Annotated in this window: 14 protein-coding genes; 8 read left to right on the top strand and 6 right to left on the bottom strand. The window is 60.7% G+C overall.

Annotated elements, in window-relative coordinates:
• Positions 1 to 88: 88 nt before the first annotated feature.
• The 3 genes from GXP72_RS19780 to lsrR form a co-directional block, all read right to left on the bottom strand.
• On the bottom strand, positions 89 to 2,110 hold the full coding sequence (locus GXP72_RS19780) for an NADPH-dependent 2,4-dienoyl-CoA reductase (RefSeq protein WP_090418805.1): 2,022 nt from the start codon (positions 2,108 to 2,110) through the stop codon (positions 89 to 91).
• A 185-nt stretch (positions 2,111 to 2,295) separates the two neighbouring features.
• Positions 2,296 to 3,876 carry an autoinducer-2 kinase gene (gene lsrK, locus GXP72_RS19775; RefSeq protein WP_090418802.1) on the bottom strand — a complete coding sequence of 527 codons (1,581 nt, stop codon included), beginning with the start codon at positions 3,874 to 3,876 and terminating at the stop codon, positions 2,296 to 2,298.
• A 33-nt stretch (positions 3,877 to 3,909) separates the two neighbouring features.
• Positions 3,910 to 4,881: a transcriptional regulator LsrR gene (gene lsrR / locus GXP72_RS19770; RefSeq protein WP_003862617.1), complete on the bottom strand. Its 972-nt coding sequence runs from the start codon at positions 4,879 to 4,881 to the stop codon at positions 3,910 to 3,912.
• A gap of 215 nt (positions 4,882 to 5,096) precedes the next feature.
• Here lsrR and lsrA point away from each other — a divergent pair, with 215 nt between their 5' ends.
• Genes lsrA through lsrG form a run of 6 tightly spaced genes read left to right on the top strand, consistent with a single transcriptional unit; the run spans position 5,097 to position 10,782 of the window.
• Positions 5,097 to 6,584, top strand: coding sequence for an autoinducer 2 ABC transporter ATP-binding protein LsrA (lsrA, locus tag GXP72_RS19765; RefSeq protein ID WP_090418800.1), 1,488 nt, complete (start codon positions 5,097 to 5,099; stop codon positions 6,582 to 6,584).
• A complete protein-coding gene (gene lsrC / locus GXP72_RS19760) occupies positions 6,581 to 7,612 on the top strand; it encodes an autoinducer 2 ABC transporter permease LsrC (protein WP_048992614.1) in 1,032 nt (343 codons plus the stop codon). Before lsrA ends, lsrC begins: the two co-directional genes overlap by 4 nt.
• A complete protein-coding gene (lsrD, locus tag GXP72_RS19755; RefSeq protein ID WP_208763276.1) occupies positions 7,613 to 8,590 on the top strand; it encodes an autoinducer 2 ABC transporter permease LsrD in 978 nt (325 codons plus the stop codon).
• A 1-nt stretch (position 8,591) separates the two neighbouring features.
• Positions 8,592 to 9,593, top strand: coding sequence for an autoinducer 2 ABC transporter substrate-binding protein LsrB (lsrB, locus tag GXP72_RS19750; RefSeq protein ID WP_023333523.1), 1,002 nt, complete (start codon positions 8,592 to 8,594; stop codon positions 9,591 to 9,593).
• Between the two features lie 11 nt (positions 9,594 to 9,604).
• Positions 9,605 to 10,492: a 3-hydroxy-5-phosphonooxypentane-2,4-dione thiolase gene (lsrF, locus tag GXP72_RS19745; RefSeq protein WP_048992618.1), complete on the top strand. Its 888-nt coding sequence runs from the start codon at positions 9,605 to 9,607 to the stop codon at positions 10,490 to 10,492.
• Complete coding sequence (lsrG, locus tag GXP72_RS19740) at positions 10,489 to 10,782, top strand: (4S)-4-hydroxy-5-phosphonooxypentane-2,3-dione isomerase (protein WP_003862606.1); 294 nt, start codon at positions 10,489 to 10,491, stop codon at positions 10,780 to 10,782. Before lsrF ends, lsrG begins: the two co-directional genes overlap by 4 nt.
• Positions 10,783 to 10,847: 65 nt before the next feature.
• Here lsrG and GXP72_RS19735 read toward each other — a convergent pair whose 3' ends face one another.
• Both GXP72_RS19735 and GXP72_RS19730 read right to left on the bottom strand, forming a co-directional pair.
• On the bottom strand, positions 10,848 to 11,696 hold the full coding sequence (locus GXP72_RS19735; protein WP_208763275.1) for a dihydrodipicolinate synthase family protein: 849 nt from the start codon (positions 11,694 to 11,696) through the stop codon (positions 10,848 to 10,850).
• A gap of 12 nt (positions 11,697 to 11,708) precedes the next feature.
• Entirely contained in the window at positions 11,709 to 12,395 is a 687-nt protein-coding gene (locus tag GXP72_RS19730; protein WP_090418788.1) for a B3/4 domain-containing protein, read from the bottom strand.
• Between the two features lie 42 nt (positions 12,396 to 12,437).
• Between GXP72_RS19730 and GXP72_RS19725 the strand changes: the two genes are divergently transcribed.
• A complete protein-coding gene (locus GXP72_RS19725) occupies positions 12,438 to 13,040 on the top strand; it encodes a helix-turn-helix domain-containing protein (RefSeq protein WP_048992625.1) in 603 nt (200 codons plus the stop codon).
• Positions 13,041 to 13,076: 36 nt separating this feature from the next.
• Here GXP72_RS19725 and ygjG read toward each other — a convergent pair whose 3' ends face one another.
• Positions 13,077 to 14,456, bottom strand: a complete 1,380-nt coding sequence (gene ygjG, locus GXP72_RS19720; RefSeq protein WP_032650311.1) for a putrescine aminotransferase — start codon at positions 14,454 to 14,456, stop codon at positions 13,077 to 13,079.
• Positions 14,457 to 14,891: 435 nt separating this feature from the next.
• Here ygjG and GXP72_RS19715 point away from each other — a divergent pair, with 435 nt between their 5' ends.
• Positions 14,892 to 16,412, top strand: a complete 1,521-nt coding sequence (locus tag GXP72_RS19715; RefSeq protein WP_090418784.1) for a PAS domain-containing methyl-accepting chemotaxis protein — start codon at positions 14,892 to 14,894, stop codon at positions 16,410 to 16,412.
• The last annotated feature ends 130 nt before the right edge of the window (positions 16,413 to 16,542 follow it).

Here is a 16,542-nt window from a genome sequence, read left to right as displayed (position 1 = left end):
CCGACCCTCTCCCACAGGGAGAGGGAGCAAACATTAAAAACGGCAACTGGGTTGCCGTTTTGCTTTTACCCCGCTGCCCGGCAATGTTCTAGATCATCAGAGCTAATTTCGTCCCCTGCGCAATCGCGCGCCGCGCGTCCAGCTCCATCGCCACGTCGCACCCGCCAATCAGATGCACCGTTTTACCGGCTTCGCGCAGCGGATCCGCCAGATCGCGCTTTGGCTCCTGCCCGGCACATAAAATGACATGATCCACGCGCAGCAGCTGCGGTTCGCCGCCGATCGTGACGTGCAGACCCTCGTCGTCGATCTTCTCATAGCTCACCGCCGGGATCATCTTCACCCCGCGCGAGAGCAGGGTGGCGCGGTGGATCCAGCCCGTGGTTTTACCCAGCCCTTCGCCCGGCTTGCTGGCTTTACGCTGCAGCATCACGATCTGGCGCGGGCTTTTCGGCAGCTGCGGTCCTTCCGGGCGAAGCCCGCCGGACTGGTTCAGACTGGTGTCGATCCCCCATTCCACGCAAAATTCAGCAATGTTCTGGCTGGTGGCCTCGCCCGGCTGGCTTAAGTACATAGCGGTATCAAAACCGATCCCGCCGCAGCCGATAATCGCCACCTTCTCGCCAACCGGCGTTTTGTCTCGCAATACATCCAGATAGCTCAACACCTTCGGATGATCGATACCCTCGATCGCAGGCGTGCGCGGTACGATCCCGCTCGCCAGGATCACCTCATCGAAATCAGTCAGATCCGCTGCGTGGACAAACTGGTTAAGCCGCAGCTCGACGCCCGTCAGCTCGATCATCCGGCGGTAGTAGCGCAGCGTTTCGTAGAACTCCTCTTTGCCGGGGATCTGTTTGGCGATATTAAACTGCCCGCCAATCTCCCCCAGCGCATCAAACAGCGTTACGCTGTGCCCGCGCGAGGCGGCATTGACCGCAAACGCCAGCCCCGCCGGGCCTGCGCCCACCACGGCCAGGCGTTTTTTATTGACTGCCGGAACGACCGGCATTTTGGTTTCATGGCAGGCGCGTGGGTTAACCAGGCATGAGGTGACCTTGCCGACGAAGATCTGATCCAGGCAGGCCTGGTTACAGCCGATGCAGGTGTTGATTTCATCCGCACGGCCGCTTTGCGCTTTGGACAGCAGCTCGGCATCGGCAAGGAACGGCCGCGCCATTGAGACCATGTCGGCGTCGCCGCGTGAAATCACATCGTCCGCCACCTGCGGATCGTTAATGCGGTTGGTGGTGACCAGCGGAACAGACACTTTCCCTTTCAGCCTGCGCGTCACCCAGCTGAACGCCGCGCGCGGCACCGGCGTGGCGATGGTCGGGATGCGCGCCTCGTGCCAGCCGATGCCGGTGTTGATAATGGTGGCACCTGCGGCTTCAATCGCCTGCGCCAGCTGCACGGTTTCATCGAACGTTCCGCCGCCTTCCACCAGGTCGAGCATCGACAGGCGGAAGACGATAATAAAATCAGCCCCTGCACGTTCGCGCACCGCGCGCACCACCTCCACGGCAAAGCGCATCCGGCGGGCATAGTCGCCGCCCCATTCGTCTTCACGGTGGTTGGTGCGGGCGGCGAGAAACTCGTTGATCAGGTAGCCTTCTGAGCCCATCACCTCAACGCCGTCGTAGCCCGCCTCGCGCGCCAGCGCCGCGCAGCGGGCGAAGTCGTCAATCAACGCCAGGATCTCGTCGTGGGTGAGGGCGTGAGGTTTAAAACGGTTAATCGGTGCCTGAAGAGCCGATGGCGCGACCAGATTCGGCTGATAGCTGTAGCGTCCGGTGTGCAGAATTTGCAGGGCGATTTTGCCGCCCTCGCGGTGTACCGCGTCGGTCACAATGCGGTGGTGCGGCAGCTGTGACGCATCGTTCAGGACCGCGCCGCCCTCCATGCCCACGCCGGAAGGGGCAGGGGCCACGCCGCCGGTGACGATCAGCGCCACCCCGTGGCGTGCGCGCTCGGCATAGAAGGCTGCCAGACGCTCGGCCCCGTCCGGGTGCTCCTCCAGCCCGGTGTGCATCGACCCCATCAGCACGCGGTTTTTGAGTGTGGTGAACCCCAGATCGAGGGGGGCGAATAACGACGGGTAGCGGCTCATAGTCTCTTCCAGTGTAAAATTATTGTTATGTGGTCGGATGAGTTACTAATTTAGCCAGCGGCAGCAGAAAGGTAAAAGCGGGATCGAATGATTGTGATAGATCTCAAAGAACTTCCCCGGTGGCGCTGCGCTTATCGGGGCTACAAAACCCCAGGACAGATAAGCGTAGCGCCATCCGGCGTTATTTACGGCGCCGCTGCCCGCACCAGCCCCGGTGCCTGCCACATCGATGTCGTCAGCCCGCTGTCCACCAACCCAAGCTGGTCCGCATATACCGCCTGCCATTTCTGCATCATGCCGTCGTACAGCTCGCGATGTATCGGGTTTGGCGTGAATTCGCGGCTCCATTTCACCAGCCGCTCGCCCGTCGAGGCCATATCGGCAAACAGCCCTGCGCCAACGCCTGCCGCAATGGCGCAGCCCAGCGCCGTCGCCTCCTTCACTTCCGGCACGCGCACCGGCAGGCCGGTGACGTCGCTGAGGATCTGGCTCCACAGCGCGCCTTTCGAACCGCCACCGGCAAACACCAGGCTCTCAAACGTCACGCCGGAGAAGCGCGAAATCTGCGCCAGGTTGCAGGCCGAGACGATCGCCGCGTTCTCCTCCAGTGCGCGGAACAGCGTCGCTTTATTGCATTTTTCCGGGTCGATGGAGAGGTTAATAAACGACGGCGCGGCGTGGTACCACTGCTTAAAATGCATGGCGTCGGAGAAGATCGGCATCACCCCGTGTGAACCCGCCGGCACGCGGCTGGCCATCTCTTCCAGCAGGGAGTAGGTGTCCATCCCCATCCGCTCGGCAATCAGCTTTTCCTCCGCGCAGAAGGCGTCGCGGAACCAGCGCATGGTCAGCCCGGTAAAGAAGCTGATCGACTCCGCCTGCGCCATGCCGGGGATAACGTGCGGGTTGACGCGGATGTTCATCTCGGGGTCGGTGCGCACCTGCGGCAGATTCACCACCTGCTGCCAGAAGGTGCCGCCCAGCACCGCCGTCTGCCCGGCGCGAACCACGCCCAGCCCCAGACAGCCCAGTTGCACGTCGCCGCCGCCCATGACGACCGGCGTGCCTTCGCGCAGGCCGCTTTGCTGCGCGGCCTCTTTGGTGATAGCGCCCAGCACGGTGCCGGTCTCTTTCACCGGGGAGAGAATATCGGCGCGCAGCCCGGCCATGTCGAGCAGCGCCGGACGCCAGTCGCGGGAGAAGAGATCCAGCATGCCGGTGGTGCCCGCGTTAGACGGGTCGACCGCCAGCTCGCCGGAGAGCTTCGCCGCCAGCCAGTCGCTGATCATGGTGATGGTCGCGGCCTTGCGGTAAATATCCGGACGATGGTGTGCCAGCCACAGCAGGCGCGGCATGGCGCTCAGCGCCAGCGTCTGCCCGGAAACGTCATACACTTCGGATTCAAAACGATAGTCGTGGATCTCTTTGAGTTCGGCCACCTCGCGGCTGGCGCGGGCGTCAACGTTGGCGCAGGCCCAGATGGCCTCGCCGTTGCGGTCGTAAAGCACGATCCCTTCGCGCATGGAGCAGCATGCAACGGACTGAATGTCCGCCGCGCCCAGATTCGCGCGCGACAGCGCCTGATGAATGCACTGGCAGGCCAGCTGCCAGTTGGTCTCGAGGTCGAACTCCATCGACCCCGGCACGTTCTCTACGTTCAGATGCTTCCACTCGGCCTGGCCGACGGCAATCTGGTTGCCCTGCAAATCGAAAATCACGGCGCGAACGCTACCGGTCCCTGCATCTAACGCTAAAAGGTAACTCATGAGCTTGCCTCGTTGTTAGCGCAGGGCGGGCTCTCATTTGGCCAGAGCCAGCACCGCGCGGGCTGTCGTCTCCTCCGTCACCAGGCCATTGATACGGCGACCCTTCAGTGCGGCATAAATCGCATCGGCTTTCTCTTCCCCTCCGGCCACGCCAACGATGGTGGGCAGCTGCGCCAGCTCATCAAGCGAGACGCCGAGTAATTCTTTATGGATCTCCAGCTCCTCGACGCACTCCCCTTCGGCATTGAGGAAATAGCCGAGAATGTCGCCGACCGCGCCTTTGCGGGCGTACATCAGCTGTTCACCTTCGCTGATATAGCCGGATCGCAAGATCGTGGCGTCACGGCGCTGGTTCACCGACCCAATGCCGACCACCGCCACGTCGGCAGCGGTGGCGGCGAGGATTACGTCCCGCACGCTGGTCTCGCGTTTTAAGATCCCGGCCACCTCGGCGGATGACACGCGAAGCGGGGCGGGGATCATGCTGACGCTGCATGCCGCGTCCAACTGGCCGATACCGGTCATATACGGCCCGACGCCGCCGGAGAGCGTCACCAGGCGGATCTGCTGCGAGCTGATAAAGCCGCTCAGGTGCTGCAGGCTGCTCATGGTGGTTTCACCAAACCCCACCGCCAGCAGCTGGCCGGGCTCCAGTACGCCCATCAGCGACTGCGCCGCGCCAATGCCGAGCCGCACGTTCATCGGCGGCGTATTCAGGGCGGGCATCACGCGCACCAGCTTCAGGCCAAAGCGCTGCTGTAGCTCGGTCTCCAGCGCCAGGCAGCCCTCGTAGCGGGAGTTGATCTGCACGCGGATCACCCCGGACTGACGGCCCTTCTCCAGCAGGCGGGAGATTTTTAATCGCGGCAGCCCGAGCCGCTCGCCGATATCGTTTTGGGTCAGCCCGTCGTGGTAGTAGCACCAGGCCACGCGCGCCACCAGCTCCTCTTCCGCCAGTGCCAGCCCGGCAAACCGTCCTTCTTCCGCAGTGCGTTTATCGCTCATAGTTGAACTCTTATAAAAATTTAGATCATATGTTCGTGATGGCGCGAAGGGAAAGTGTGAGCCACGCGACAAAACGGATCATTTCGATCGGTTCTGGTTTATCTGAATCTCAATCGGTAAAACTGTGATCCCTGCACGGTTGTAAATATAGTTCACCGTCTACGCTTTTGAACATTATTAAATCTAAAAATCATTTGTTCAATAGCGGAGCGATGATGAACTCACTTCTCGACGCGCGGAATATCAGCAAGCAGTTCTCAGGCGTGCCGGTTCTTAAAGGCATTGATTTCACGCTGCTTGCGGGCCAGGTGCACGCCCTGATGGGCGGAAACGGCGCGGGAAAATCGACGCTGATGAAAATCATCGCCGGGGTCGAGACGCCGGACGGCGGTGAACTTTCCGTCGAGGGGCAGTCATATGCGCGGCTGACGCCCGTACAGGCGCACAGGCTTGGCATTTACCTCGTGCCGCAGGAGCCTCTGCTGTTCCCCAACCTGACGGTGCGGGAAAACATCCTGTTCCGCCTGCCGCGCGAGCGCGATCTAGAAAAGTGCCTGGCGGAAAAACTCCAGCAGCTGCAGTGCCAGCTTAACCTCGACGCTACCGCCAGCACGCTGGAAGTGGCGGATCAGCAGATGGTGGAAATCCTGCGGGGCCTGATGCGCAACGCCAGGATCCTGATCCTCGACGAACCCACAGCCTCCCTCACGCCGGGTGAAACCGAACGGCTGTTCCGCCAGATCCGCGCCCTGCAGGCACTCGGCGTCGGGATTGTTTTTATCTCCCATAAGCTGCCGGAAATTCGCGTGCTTTCGAGCCACGTCTCGGTGATGCGCGACGGCGCGGTGGTGCTGAGCGGCGAAACCGCGCAGTTTGACGACAGCGCCCTGATTGCCGCCATGACGCCGGTAAGCCGGGAGAAATCCCTCAGCGATACGCAAAAGCTGTGGCTGGCGCTGCCGGGCAACCGCCGCACCCAGCCGCAGGATTTCCCGGTGCTGCGCGTTGACGATCTTACCGGGGAAGGCTTTATCGATCTCAGCCTTGAGATCTATGCCGGGGAGATCGTCGGCCTGGCCGGGCTGGTGGGATCCGGGCGCACCGAGTTTGCGGAAACGCTCTACGGCCTGCGGCCGGTACGTGGCGGCCGCATCTGGCTGGAGAACCAGGAGATTGCCGGCGATCCGGTAAGTTCACGCCTGGAAAAAGGGCTGGTCTACCTGCCGGAAGACAGGCAGGTGTCCGGCCTGTTCCTCGACGCGCCGATCCGCTGGAACACCGTGGCGCTGAACGAGCCGTCGCTCTGGCAGCAGCGCAAGCGGGAGTCTGCGGTCGTGGAGCGCTATCACCGGGCGCTGGGGATCAAGCTCAACCATGCGGATCAAACCGTGCGCACGCTCTCCGGCGGCAACCAGCAGAAGGTGCTGCTGGCGCGCTGTCTGGAGGCCAATCCTTTATTACTGATCGTCGATGAACCGACGCGCGGCGTGGACGTCTCGGCGCGCGCCGATATCTACCAGCTCATCAAAAGCGTGGCGGCGCAGAACGTGGCGGTACTGATGATCTCAAGCGATCTCGATGAGTTTCCGGGCCTCGCGGACCGCGTGCTGGTGATGCATCAGGGCGTACTCAGCGGCGAGCTGCCGCGCCATGCCGTCAGCCTCGACAGAATGATGGCGCTGGCGTTCGGAGGGCAAGCATGAAGACCTTACTGAAAAACCGCGAGCTGAGCGCGTTTCTCGCCATTCTGGCGCTGTTCGCCGTGCTGGTGGCGCTCAATCCGTCCTACCTGAGTTTGCAGACGCTGGGGATGATCTTCGCCAGCTCGCAGATCCTGATCCTGCTGGCGATCGGCGCGGCGCTGGTGATGCTGACCCGCAATATCGACGTCTCCGTGGGTTCAACCGTCGGGCTCTCCGCCATCGCCGTCGGCGTGGCGCTGAACGGCGGCTACAGCCTGCCCGTTTCCATCCTCTTCGCGCTCACGGTTGGCGCGCTGGCCGGGTTATTCAACGGGTTTCTGGTGGTGGGGCTGCGCATCCCGGCGATTGTCGCCACCCTCGGCACGCTGGGGCTGTACCGTGGAGCGATGCTGCTCTGGACGGGCGGAAAGTGGATTGAAGGGCTGCCGCCGGGGTTGAAATCGCTCTCTGAGCCTGCGGCCATCGGCGTGTCGCCCCTTGGTATGGTGGTGTTGATTATCGTGGTCACCGGCGCGTGGACGCTGTCGCGCACCGCGTTCGGGCGTGATTTTTACGCGGTGGGGGATAACCTCGCTGCCGCGCGGCAGCTGGGCGTGGCGGTGAACCGCACCCGCATGATCGCCTTTACCCTCAACGGCGTGCTGGCGGCCTGCGCCGGGATCGTCTTTGCCGCGCAGATTGGTTTTGTGCCCAACCAGACCGGCAGCGGGCTGGAGATGAAGGCCATCGCCGCCTGCGTGCTCGGGGGGATTTCGCTGCTGGGCGGCACGGGCACGCTGGTTGGCGCGCTGCTCGGCGCCTTCTTCCTGACCCAAATCGACACCGTGCTGGTGCTATTCAGGCTCCCGGCCTGGTGGAACGACTTTATCGCCGGGCTGGTGCTGCTGGGCGTCCTGGTGCTCGACGGGCGTCTGCGCCAGGCGCTGGCGCGCCATCAGCGGGCGCTGAAGTACGGTCGCTTCCAGCCGGGTAACAGAGGGGGGAAGCACGTCACCCCGTTTCCCAAACGCAAAAAAGAGGTGGCGTAAATGAGGCTTAACTGGGAAAGCGCGCTGCTCATTTTGCTGGTGCTGGAGATCCTGCTCTTCGGCGCCATCAACCCGCGCATGCTCGACATCAACATGCTGCTGTTCAGCACCAGCGACTTCATCTGCATCGGCATTGTGGCGCTGCCGCTGACGCTGGTGATCATCAGCGGCGGGATCGACATCTCCCTCGGCTCGACCATCGGCCTGTGCGCGATTGCGCTGGGGGTGATGATGCAGGCTGGGTGGCCGATGGCGGTCGCCGTTCCGCTGACGCTGCTGCTGGGACTGCTGTGCGGGCTGGTAAACGCGGCGCTGATCCACTACACCGGCATCAGCCCGCTGGTGATTACCCTCGGCACGCTCTACCTCTACGGCGGCGGGGCGCTGCTGCTCTCCGGCATGGCGGGAGCCACGGGCTACGAGGGCATCGGCGGCTTCCCGGACAGCTTCACGGCATTGGCTAACCTCACGGTGTTTGGCCTGCCGATCCCGCTGGTGCTGTTCGCGGTGATTACCGTCTTCTTCTGGCTGATTACCCACCGCGGGCGCTTTGGTCGTCATCTGTTTTTGATTGGGCAGAATCCTCGCGCGGCACGCTATGCGGCGCTGTCGGTGAACGGCATGCCCTACGCGCTGTACGGCCTGGTGGGCGTAGCCTCCGCGGTTGCCGCGCTGGTGATGGTCTCCTATTTCGGCTCCGCGCGTTCGGATCTGGGGCGCGATTTACTGATGCCCGCGCTCACCGCCGCCGTGCTCGGCGGGGCCAATATCTACGGTGGTTCAGGTTCGGTTGTCGGTACGGCGCTGGCGGCGCTGTTGGTGGGGTATCTGCAGCAGGGTTTACAGATGGTCGGCATCCCCAACCAGGTGTCGAGCGCGCTGTCAGGGGCGCTGCTGGTTGTGGTGGTGATGGGACGTTCGCTGAGTCTGCACCGCGAGTGGGTGCGTTCTCTCTTTAGAAAACTATCCGGAGCGTAAGATGAAAACAAAACTGTTCGTCCTGGCAATGGCCCTCAGCTTCGCTTCGGCGCAGGCGGCGGACCGCATTGCCTTTATCCCGAAGCTGGTGGGCGTGGGCTTCTTCACCAGCGGCGGCAACGGCGCGAAAGAGGCGGGGAAAGACCTCGGTGTGGACGTCACCTACGACGGCCCGACCGAGCCGAGCGTCTCCGGCCAGGTGCAGCTGATCAATAACTTCGTCAACCAGGGCTATAACGCCATCATCGTCTCCGCCGTGTCGCCGGACGGCCTCTGCCCGGCGCTCAAGCGCGCGATGCAGCGCGGCGTCAAGGTTCTGACCTGGGACTCCGACACCAAACCGGAGTGCCGCAGCATCTATATCAACCAGGGAACGCCGGAACAGCTGGGCGGCCTGCTGGTGGAGATGGCGGGCAAGCAGGTCACCAAACCGAATGCCAAAGTGGCGTTCTTCTACTCCAGCCCCACCGTCACCGACCAGAACCAGTGGGTGAAAGAGGCGAAGGCCAAAATCGAGAAAGATCATCCCCAGTGGCAGGTCGTCACTACCCAGTTTGGCTATAACGACGCCACCAAATCGTTGCAAACCGCCGAAGGGATCTTAAAAGCGTATCCGGATCTGGATGCGATCATCGCCCCGGATGCCAACGCGCTGCCGGCCGCTGCGCAGGCGGCGGAAAACCTGAAGCGCGAAGGGGTGGCGATTGTCGGGTTCAGTACGCCGAACGTGATGCGTCCGTACGTTGAGCGCGGCACGGTAAAAGCTTTCGGCCTGTGGGATGTCGTACAACAGGGCAAAATTGCGGTCAATGTCGCCGATCGTTTGCTGAAAAAAGGCGATCTTAACGTCGGCGACAGCGTGGACGTAAAAAATATCGGGGCGCTGAAGGTCGAGCCGAACAGCGTGCAGGGTTACCAGTATGAGGCGAAGGGCAACGGCATCGTGCTGCTGCCGGAGCGGGTGGTGTTCACCAAAGAGAACATCAGCAAATACGATTTCTGACGGGGGAGCAAATGGCTGATTTAGACGATATCAAAGACGGTAAGGATTTTGGCATCGGCACGCCGCAGGTCAACGTGCCGTTCACGCTGAAGGGCTGCGGCTCGCTGGACTGGGGCATGCAGTCCCGCCTGGCACGCATCTTCAACCCTAAGAGCAACCGTACGGTGATGCTGGCCTTTGACCACGGCTACTTTCAGGGGCCGACCACCGGCCTTGAGCGTATCGATCTCTCCATCGCGCCGCTGTTTGGTGAAACCGACGTGCTGATGTGCACCCGCGGCATCCTCAGGAGCCAGGTGCCAGCCGCCACGAACAAACCGGTGGTGCTGCGCGCCTCCGGCGGTAATTCGATTCTGGGCGAGCTGTCGAACGAGTGCGTGGCGGTGGCGATGGAGGACGCGCTGCGCCTGAACGTCTGCGCGGTGGCGGCGCAGGTGTACATCGGCAGTGAGTTTGAGCATCAGTCGATCAACAACATCATCAAGCTTGTCGATGCGGGCGCGCGCTACGGCATGCCGACGCTGGCGGTGACGGGGGTCGGTAAAGAGATGGCGCGTGACGCGCGCTATTTCTCGCTCGCCAGCCGCATCGCCGCCGAAATGGGGGCGCAGTTCGTCAAAACCTACTACGTGGACGAGGGCTTTGAAAAAGTGACCGCCAGCTGCCCGGTGCCGATTGTGATCGCCGGGGGCAAAAAGCTGCCGGAGCACGAGGCGCTGGAGATGTGCTGGCGTGCGATAGATCAGGGGGCATCCGGCGTGGACATGGGGCGCAACATCTTCCAGTCCAGCGCGCCGCTCGCCATGCTGAAGGCGGTGAAAAAAGTGGTTCACGAGAACTGGAATGCCCGCGATGCGTTCCAGTTCTGGCAGGAAGAGAAACAGGGAGAAGCAAAATGAACGTGACGCTGGTTGAAATCAACATTAAGCCCGAGCGGGTGGACGAGTTTCTGGAGGTATTCCGCGCCAACCACGAGGGGGCAATCAAGGAGCCGGGAAACCTGCGCTTTGACGTCTTGCAGGATCCGCGGGTGAAAACCCGGTTCTTTATCTACGAAGCCTACAAAGACGAAGAGGCGGTGCTGGCGCATAAGCAAACGCCGCACTATCTGGCGTGCGTGGATAAGCTTGAGGAATTGATGTCGGAGCCGCGCAAGAAACGCAGTTTTGTGGGGTTGTTGCCGGAGTAGCGGTACGGGTAAGAGGTTGTGTTGATTTTGTAGGCCGGGTAAGCGTTAGCGCCACCCGGCATTGTTCAGGCCAGCGCCAGATCCGCAAGTATCGCAGCAAGCGCTTCGCGCGGCTCACCCTGAATAGCCTGAAGCGGGAAGGGGAGCGCGGGTGTTTCCACTTTCCCCAGCATTTCTGCCGCTGCCGCTACCACCCGCAAGCTGCCGTATCGACGGAACAATTCCCACAGCGGCTCCAGCCGCTCGGATTGTGCCGCCTCTTTCGAACGGGCAATCGCCAGCGCTGTTTGCGGAAACAACCCGCCGACCACCGAGTACCAGACGTCAAACCCGGCCTGCAGGGCGGAGGCCGCTCGCCAGTCGCCGGCGATACCCAGCGTGACGGTATCAGGAAGACGAGCCCGTACCTGCGACAGGTCCTCCGCCACGCGGCCAAGCTTTATGGAGCCTATATTCGGCAGGGCCGCGGCGGCAAATAACAATTCATCGCTAAACGAAAAACCGGTCGTGGCGGGATTATCGTAAATGCACAGCGGTACGGAGATCTGGCGGGTCACCGTTTCATAGAGATTAAACACTTCGTCTTCCGTTAATCGCTGGTACGACACGGGCGCCAGCAGCAAGCCGGAGACACCTGCCGATTGCGCGTCGTCAGCCAGACGCAGAATATCGTCCAGCCGTAATGCGCCAATGCTGACGATGACCGGAATGTCATCAGCATGCGCCGCCGCGCAGCGTGCGATCCGACCGCGCTCTTCTACGGTCAGATAGGCATAGCTTCCCGTTGAGCCGAGAATGCCCAGAGAATCCACGCCAGCGTCGACCAGGGGGCGCAGAAGATTGATGGAGGACTGCTCGTCAAACGTCCCCTCTTTCAGGGGGGTTAACGGAAAAGCGCTTAATCCGTGAAACATCGTGTTGTCCTCTTACAGCGTCAGCATCTTAACCTGAGCCGTGGCCCCCGGCATCAGCCGCTGCAGGTTGTTGACCAGCTCTTCTCCCGCCTCTTCCAGTGCCGCAAGCGGCATCGACGGCAGGCTTTCAAGAATAAACCACATAGATTGCGCCTGGCTGTCCAGACGGGTACGCACCCCCTGTCGCCAGTTCCAGCGGCGGCAGGTGACGCCGAGGTTGTCGCGCCAGATAACCTCGTCAGGTTCCGGATGTTCTACCACTGGTTGTCCCTCTTTTAAAGTATCAAACGGCTCGCTGCCGTCGGCCAGCGTCAGACGCGGCGCACCCGAGTACGCCGCGAGATTTTCCCCACCCACCGGAATGGCATAGCGAATGCTCACCGCGTTATAGATATCCACCACCGGATCCAGCGACGGCAGCGAACCGTCTTTCAGTACCCGCTTGCGCAGGGCCGCGGCGGAACAGGGCGTGCGTTTCGGTTTCGCGCCGAAGGCTTTAAACACCTCATCCCAGTCTGAAAGGTGTGCATCAGCCCACGGCACATCATCATTCAACATCTGCTGACAGGCCTGCGCCAGCGCGGCGGGCGCTACCTCCGGGTGGGTAATCGGCCCAGCTTCAACCAGAATGCTCAGCGCCCGAAAGCCTGGGGCAATCCCGGCAAGACGCGAATCTATTGACGGCGTAACGAGAGACATAAATAATCCTGTATTGACTGTTTTATACCATGGTAGTGACCAATGACTGATAAAGTCAATATAATGACTGATTCGGGTGCCGATGTTGCCCAGGTAAGCCTGGCCGTGGCGAACCGCATTCGCAACTGGCGTAAAGAGAAAAAGCTGTCGCTGGACGAGCTGTCCCGCCGCGCCAGCGTCAGCAAAGGGATGCTGGTGGAGATCGAAAAGGGCGCAGCCAATCCCAGCATCGCCATTTTGTGCAAGCTGGCCGCCGCGCTCGGCATCTCCGTGGCGGATATCGTCAACGTCTCCAGCGAGCCGCTGGTACATGTTATCGAAGAAGAGGCGATTCCGGTGCTGTGGCAGGGCGCGCTGGGTGGACGCGCCAGACTGCTGGCGGGTACCGCGGGACCTGACATGATTGAGTTATGGCAGTGGGAGATGCAGCCGGGAGAACGGTTTACCTCTCCGGGGCACCCGGCGGGAACCTTTGAGCTGCTGCACGTAAACGAGGGCGTGTTAACGCTGACGGTGGATGAGACGGTGACCCAGGTTAACGCTGGTGCGTCGGCGGTGGCGAAAACGGAAGCGTCGCACGGCTACGCCAATGAAAGCGATACCGTGCTTCGCTTCACCATGACGGTGGCGGAGTTTCACCGATAAAAAACTGCCGGGTAGCGTAACGCCACCCGGCGTTGATTACGCCTCTTCCACGCTCACCCGCAGCGCTGCCAGCGCTTTACGCGCCGCTTTCAGCACCTGCTCACACTGCTCAATCGTCAGCGTCAGCGGCGGTTCAATGCGGATGGTTTTCGAGTTGTTGAGCGTTCCGGCCACCAGCACCCGCTGGCGGAACATCTCGCTCGCGAAGCTGTAGCCGGTTTCGTTATCAACAAACTCAATCGCCATCAGCATCCCTTTCCCACGCGCGTCCTGCACCAGGTCCGGATACTCCCGGCCTAGCTGACGGAAGCCGTCCAGCAGCATGTCGCCTTTCTGCTCCGCCTGCGCGGGCAGGTTTTGCTCCAGCAGCACGTTAATGGTCGCCAGAGCGGCCGCACAGGCCAGCGGGTTACCGCCAAAGGTGGTGGTATGCAGGAACGGATTGTCGAACAGCACCGAGAAGACCTCCTCGGTGGCCACCGTCGCGCCAATCGGCATCACGCCGCCGCCGAGCGCCTTCGCCAGGCACAGGATGTCCGGCTGCACGTTCTCGTGCTCGCAGGCAAACATCTTGCCGGTGCGCCCCATCCCGGTCTGGACTTCGTCGAGGATCAGCAGCGCGCCAAACTCATCGCACAGCTGACGCACGGCGGGCAGATAGCCCTGCGGAGGGAGGATCACGCCGCCTTCGCCCTGAATCGGCTCCAGGATCACCGCCGCCACGTCATCGCCGGTTTTGCGGCATTCGCTCAGCGCGGTGCGCATGGCGTTGATGTCGCCAAACGGCACGTGGCGGAAGCCCGGCAGCAGCGGCATAAACGGTTTGCGGAAGGTGGATTTGGCGGTAGCAGACAGTGCGCCCAGGGATTTCCCGTGGAACGCGCCGCTGGTGGCGATAAAGGTGAATTTCCCGCGCGGCGACTGGTACGCTTTGGCGAGTTTAATCGCCGCTTCGACCGATTCCGTGCCGCTGTTGCTAAAGAAGCTGTACTTCAGTTTGCCGGGCGTTAAGGCCGCCAGCGTTTTCGCGAGCATGGCGCGAAGCGGGTCGAGCAGTTCCTGGCTATGGAGAGGTTGTTTCGCAAGTTGATTCTGTACGGCGGAAACCACAACTGGATTACGGTGCCCCACGTTGAAAATTCCAAAACCTCCCAGGCAATCGATAAACTCCTGTCCCTGGGTGTCGACAAGCGTGTTCAGACTTCCCGCTTGCCACTCTACGGCTCCGTAATCCCCGCCGGCGGTAACAGATTTGCGATACTCCAGAAACCCTGGATTGACGTGCTCTTTAAAGTAATCGATGACCTCTCGGTTAAGTTGTTTCATCTCCTCATGATCGAGCGTTCGCTTCTCAATGAGATTCAGTGCGTGCGCGGTACAGGCAAGAGCCGAGGCGCTGGAAGGTAACCTGTTCAAAATGTGCTCCCGGGGATCGCGTATCACATGATACTGAGTTAAGTATTGCAGGGATTACGCCACTTCAGATGACTTAACGAAAATCGGGATAAACGCCAGGTTAAAATAATGTTGCACAATATTTAATCATGCCGGAGCAACCGAAACGGGTTTTAGCGGTACAGGAAAGAGAGGATAAATGAGGACGGAAACGCGCAGCTGCACTAAAGAAGTGCATTCGCTGCAACTTAAGTGGGCGTTAACGGGTCATGCTTTACAGGTAATTTCTTTACGAAAGTATTTGAAATCAATGAATTAAAAAATCGTACAAAAAGTATGGTTTAAGTCAAATCTGCGATCTCCATCAAGTTTAACAACTAAAGATAAATTGTTTACCGCCGAAAAAACATTGACCCACAAAATTAACATTCAAATAACCTGCAAGGGATGCCCACGATGTCCTCTCCAACCTATGTCACCCAGAATGAATATCCTCTGGACGATGACACCACCTTAATGTCTACAACAGACGTCCACAGCTACATCACCCACGCCAACGACACCTTTGTGCAGGTGAGCGGCTACCAGCTCGATGAGCTGACGGGCCAGCCGCACAATATGGTACGCCATCCCGATATGCCAAAAGCCGCGTTTGCCGATATGTGGTACACGCTGCAGCAGGGCGAGCCGTGGAGCGGGATTGTTAAAAACCGGCGCAAAAACGGCGACCACTACTGGGTGCGTGCGAATGCGGTACCGATGGTGCGCCGCGGGCAGGTGACGGGCTATATGTCCATTCGCACCAAAGCCACAGCGGAAGAGATTGCCACCGTGGAGCCGCTCTACCGGGCGCTGAACGACGGGCGCTGTAAAAAACGTATTCATAAAGGGCTGGTGGTCGGAAAGGGCTGGCTGGGCAAACTGCCGGCAATGCCGCTGCGCTGGCGCGTGCGCAGCGTGATGGCGGTGCTTTTTGCCGTACTCGCCGCCACGCTGGTCGCGACCTCCGCCGGGTGGATGCCGCTTGCCGCAGCCGCGCTGGTAATGCTGCTGGGGACGCTGCTGTTTGAGCAACAGATTGTCCGCCCGGTAGAGAATGTGGCGCAACAGGCGCTGAAGGTCGCAACCGGCGAGCGCAACAGCGTGCAGCACCTGAACCGCAGCGACGAGCTGGGGCTGACGCTGCGTGCGGTCGGGCAACTGGGCCTGATGTGCCGCTGGTTAATCAATGACGTGTCGAGCCAGGTGGTGAGCGTCCGTGACGGCAGCGACAGGCTGGCGCAGGGGAATGAAGATCTGAACGATCGGACGCGTCAGACCGTGGCGAACGTGCAGCAGACCGTCGCAACAATGAACCAGATGGCCGCGTCCGTTCAGAGTAACTCCGAAACCGCCGCCGAGGTGGACAAACTCTCGGTGGCCGCGAGCAGCGCGGCAACGAAAGGGGGCAACGCGATGCAGACTGTCGTTAAAACCATGGATGACATTGCCGACAGCACGCAGCGAATTGGCTCGATTACCTCCCTGATTAACGATATCGCTTTCCAGACCAATATTCTGGCGCTAAACGCGGCGGTTGAAGCAGCAAGGGCAGGGGAGCAGGGTAAAGGGTTTGCCGTGGTCGCGGGTGAAGTCCGTCATCTCGCCAGCCGCAGCGCCAGTGCGGCTAATGATATTCGTAAACTCATTGATGCCAGCGCCAGCAAGGTGCAGTCCGGCTCTGAGCAGGTACACGCCGCAGGCCGTACGATGGATGATATCGTTGTGCAGGTGAAAAACGTGACGCAGCTTATCGCCCAGATCAGCCACGCGACCTCCGAGCAGGCAACCGGACTGTCAGAGTTGACCCGCGCGGTGGCTGAACTCGACAGCATCACGCAGAAAAACGCCGACCTGGTCGAGGAGAGCGCCCACATTTCTGCGATGGTGAAGCATCGCGCCGGACGCCTTAAGGATGCGGTGACTGTGCTCCATTGAGTCAATAATGTTCCGGAAAAGCCGTTTATTCCGTAAGGAATAAGCGGCTTTTTATTTTCTGGTTGTGACTATTAATGTATTTTATTGTTAAGTTCATATTAAATAACTAAAGAAAGTGCCTCAGTTATTT

The sequence above is a fragment of the Enterobacter sp. SES19 genome, assembly GCF_011765665.1.
GTDB classification, from domain to species: Bacteria; Pseudomonadota; Gammaproteobacteria; order Enterobacterales; family Enterobacteriaceae; genus Enterobacter; species Enterobacter pseudoroggenkampii.
This window is presented reverse-complemented; position numbering and strand designations above follow the sequence as displayed.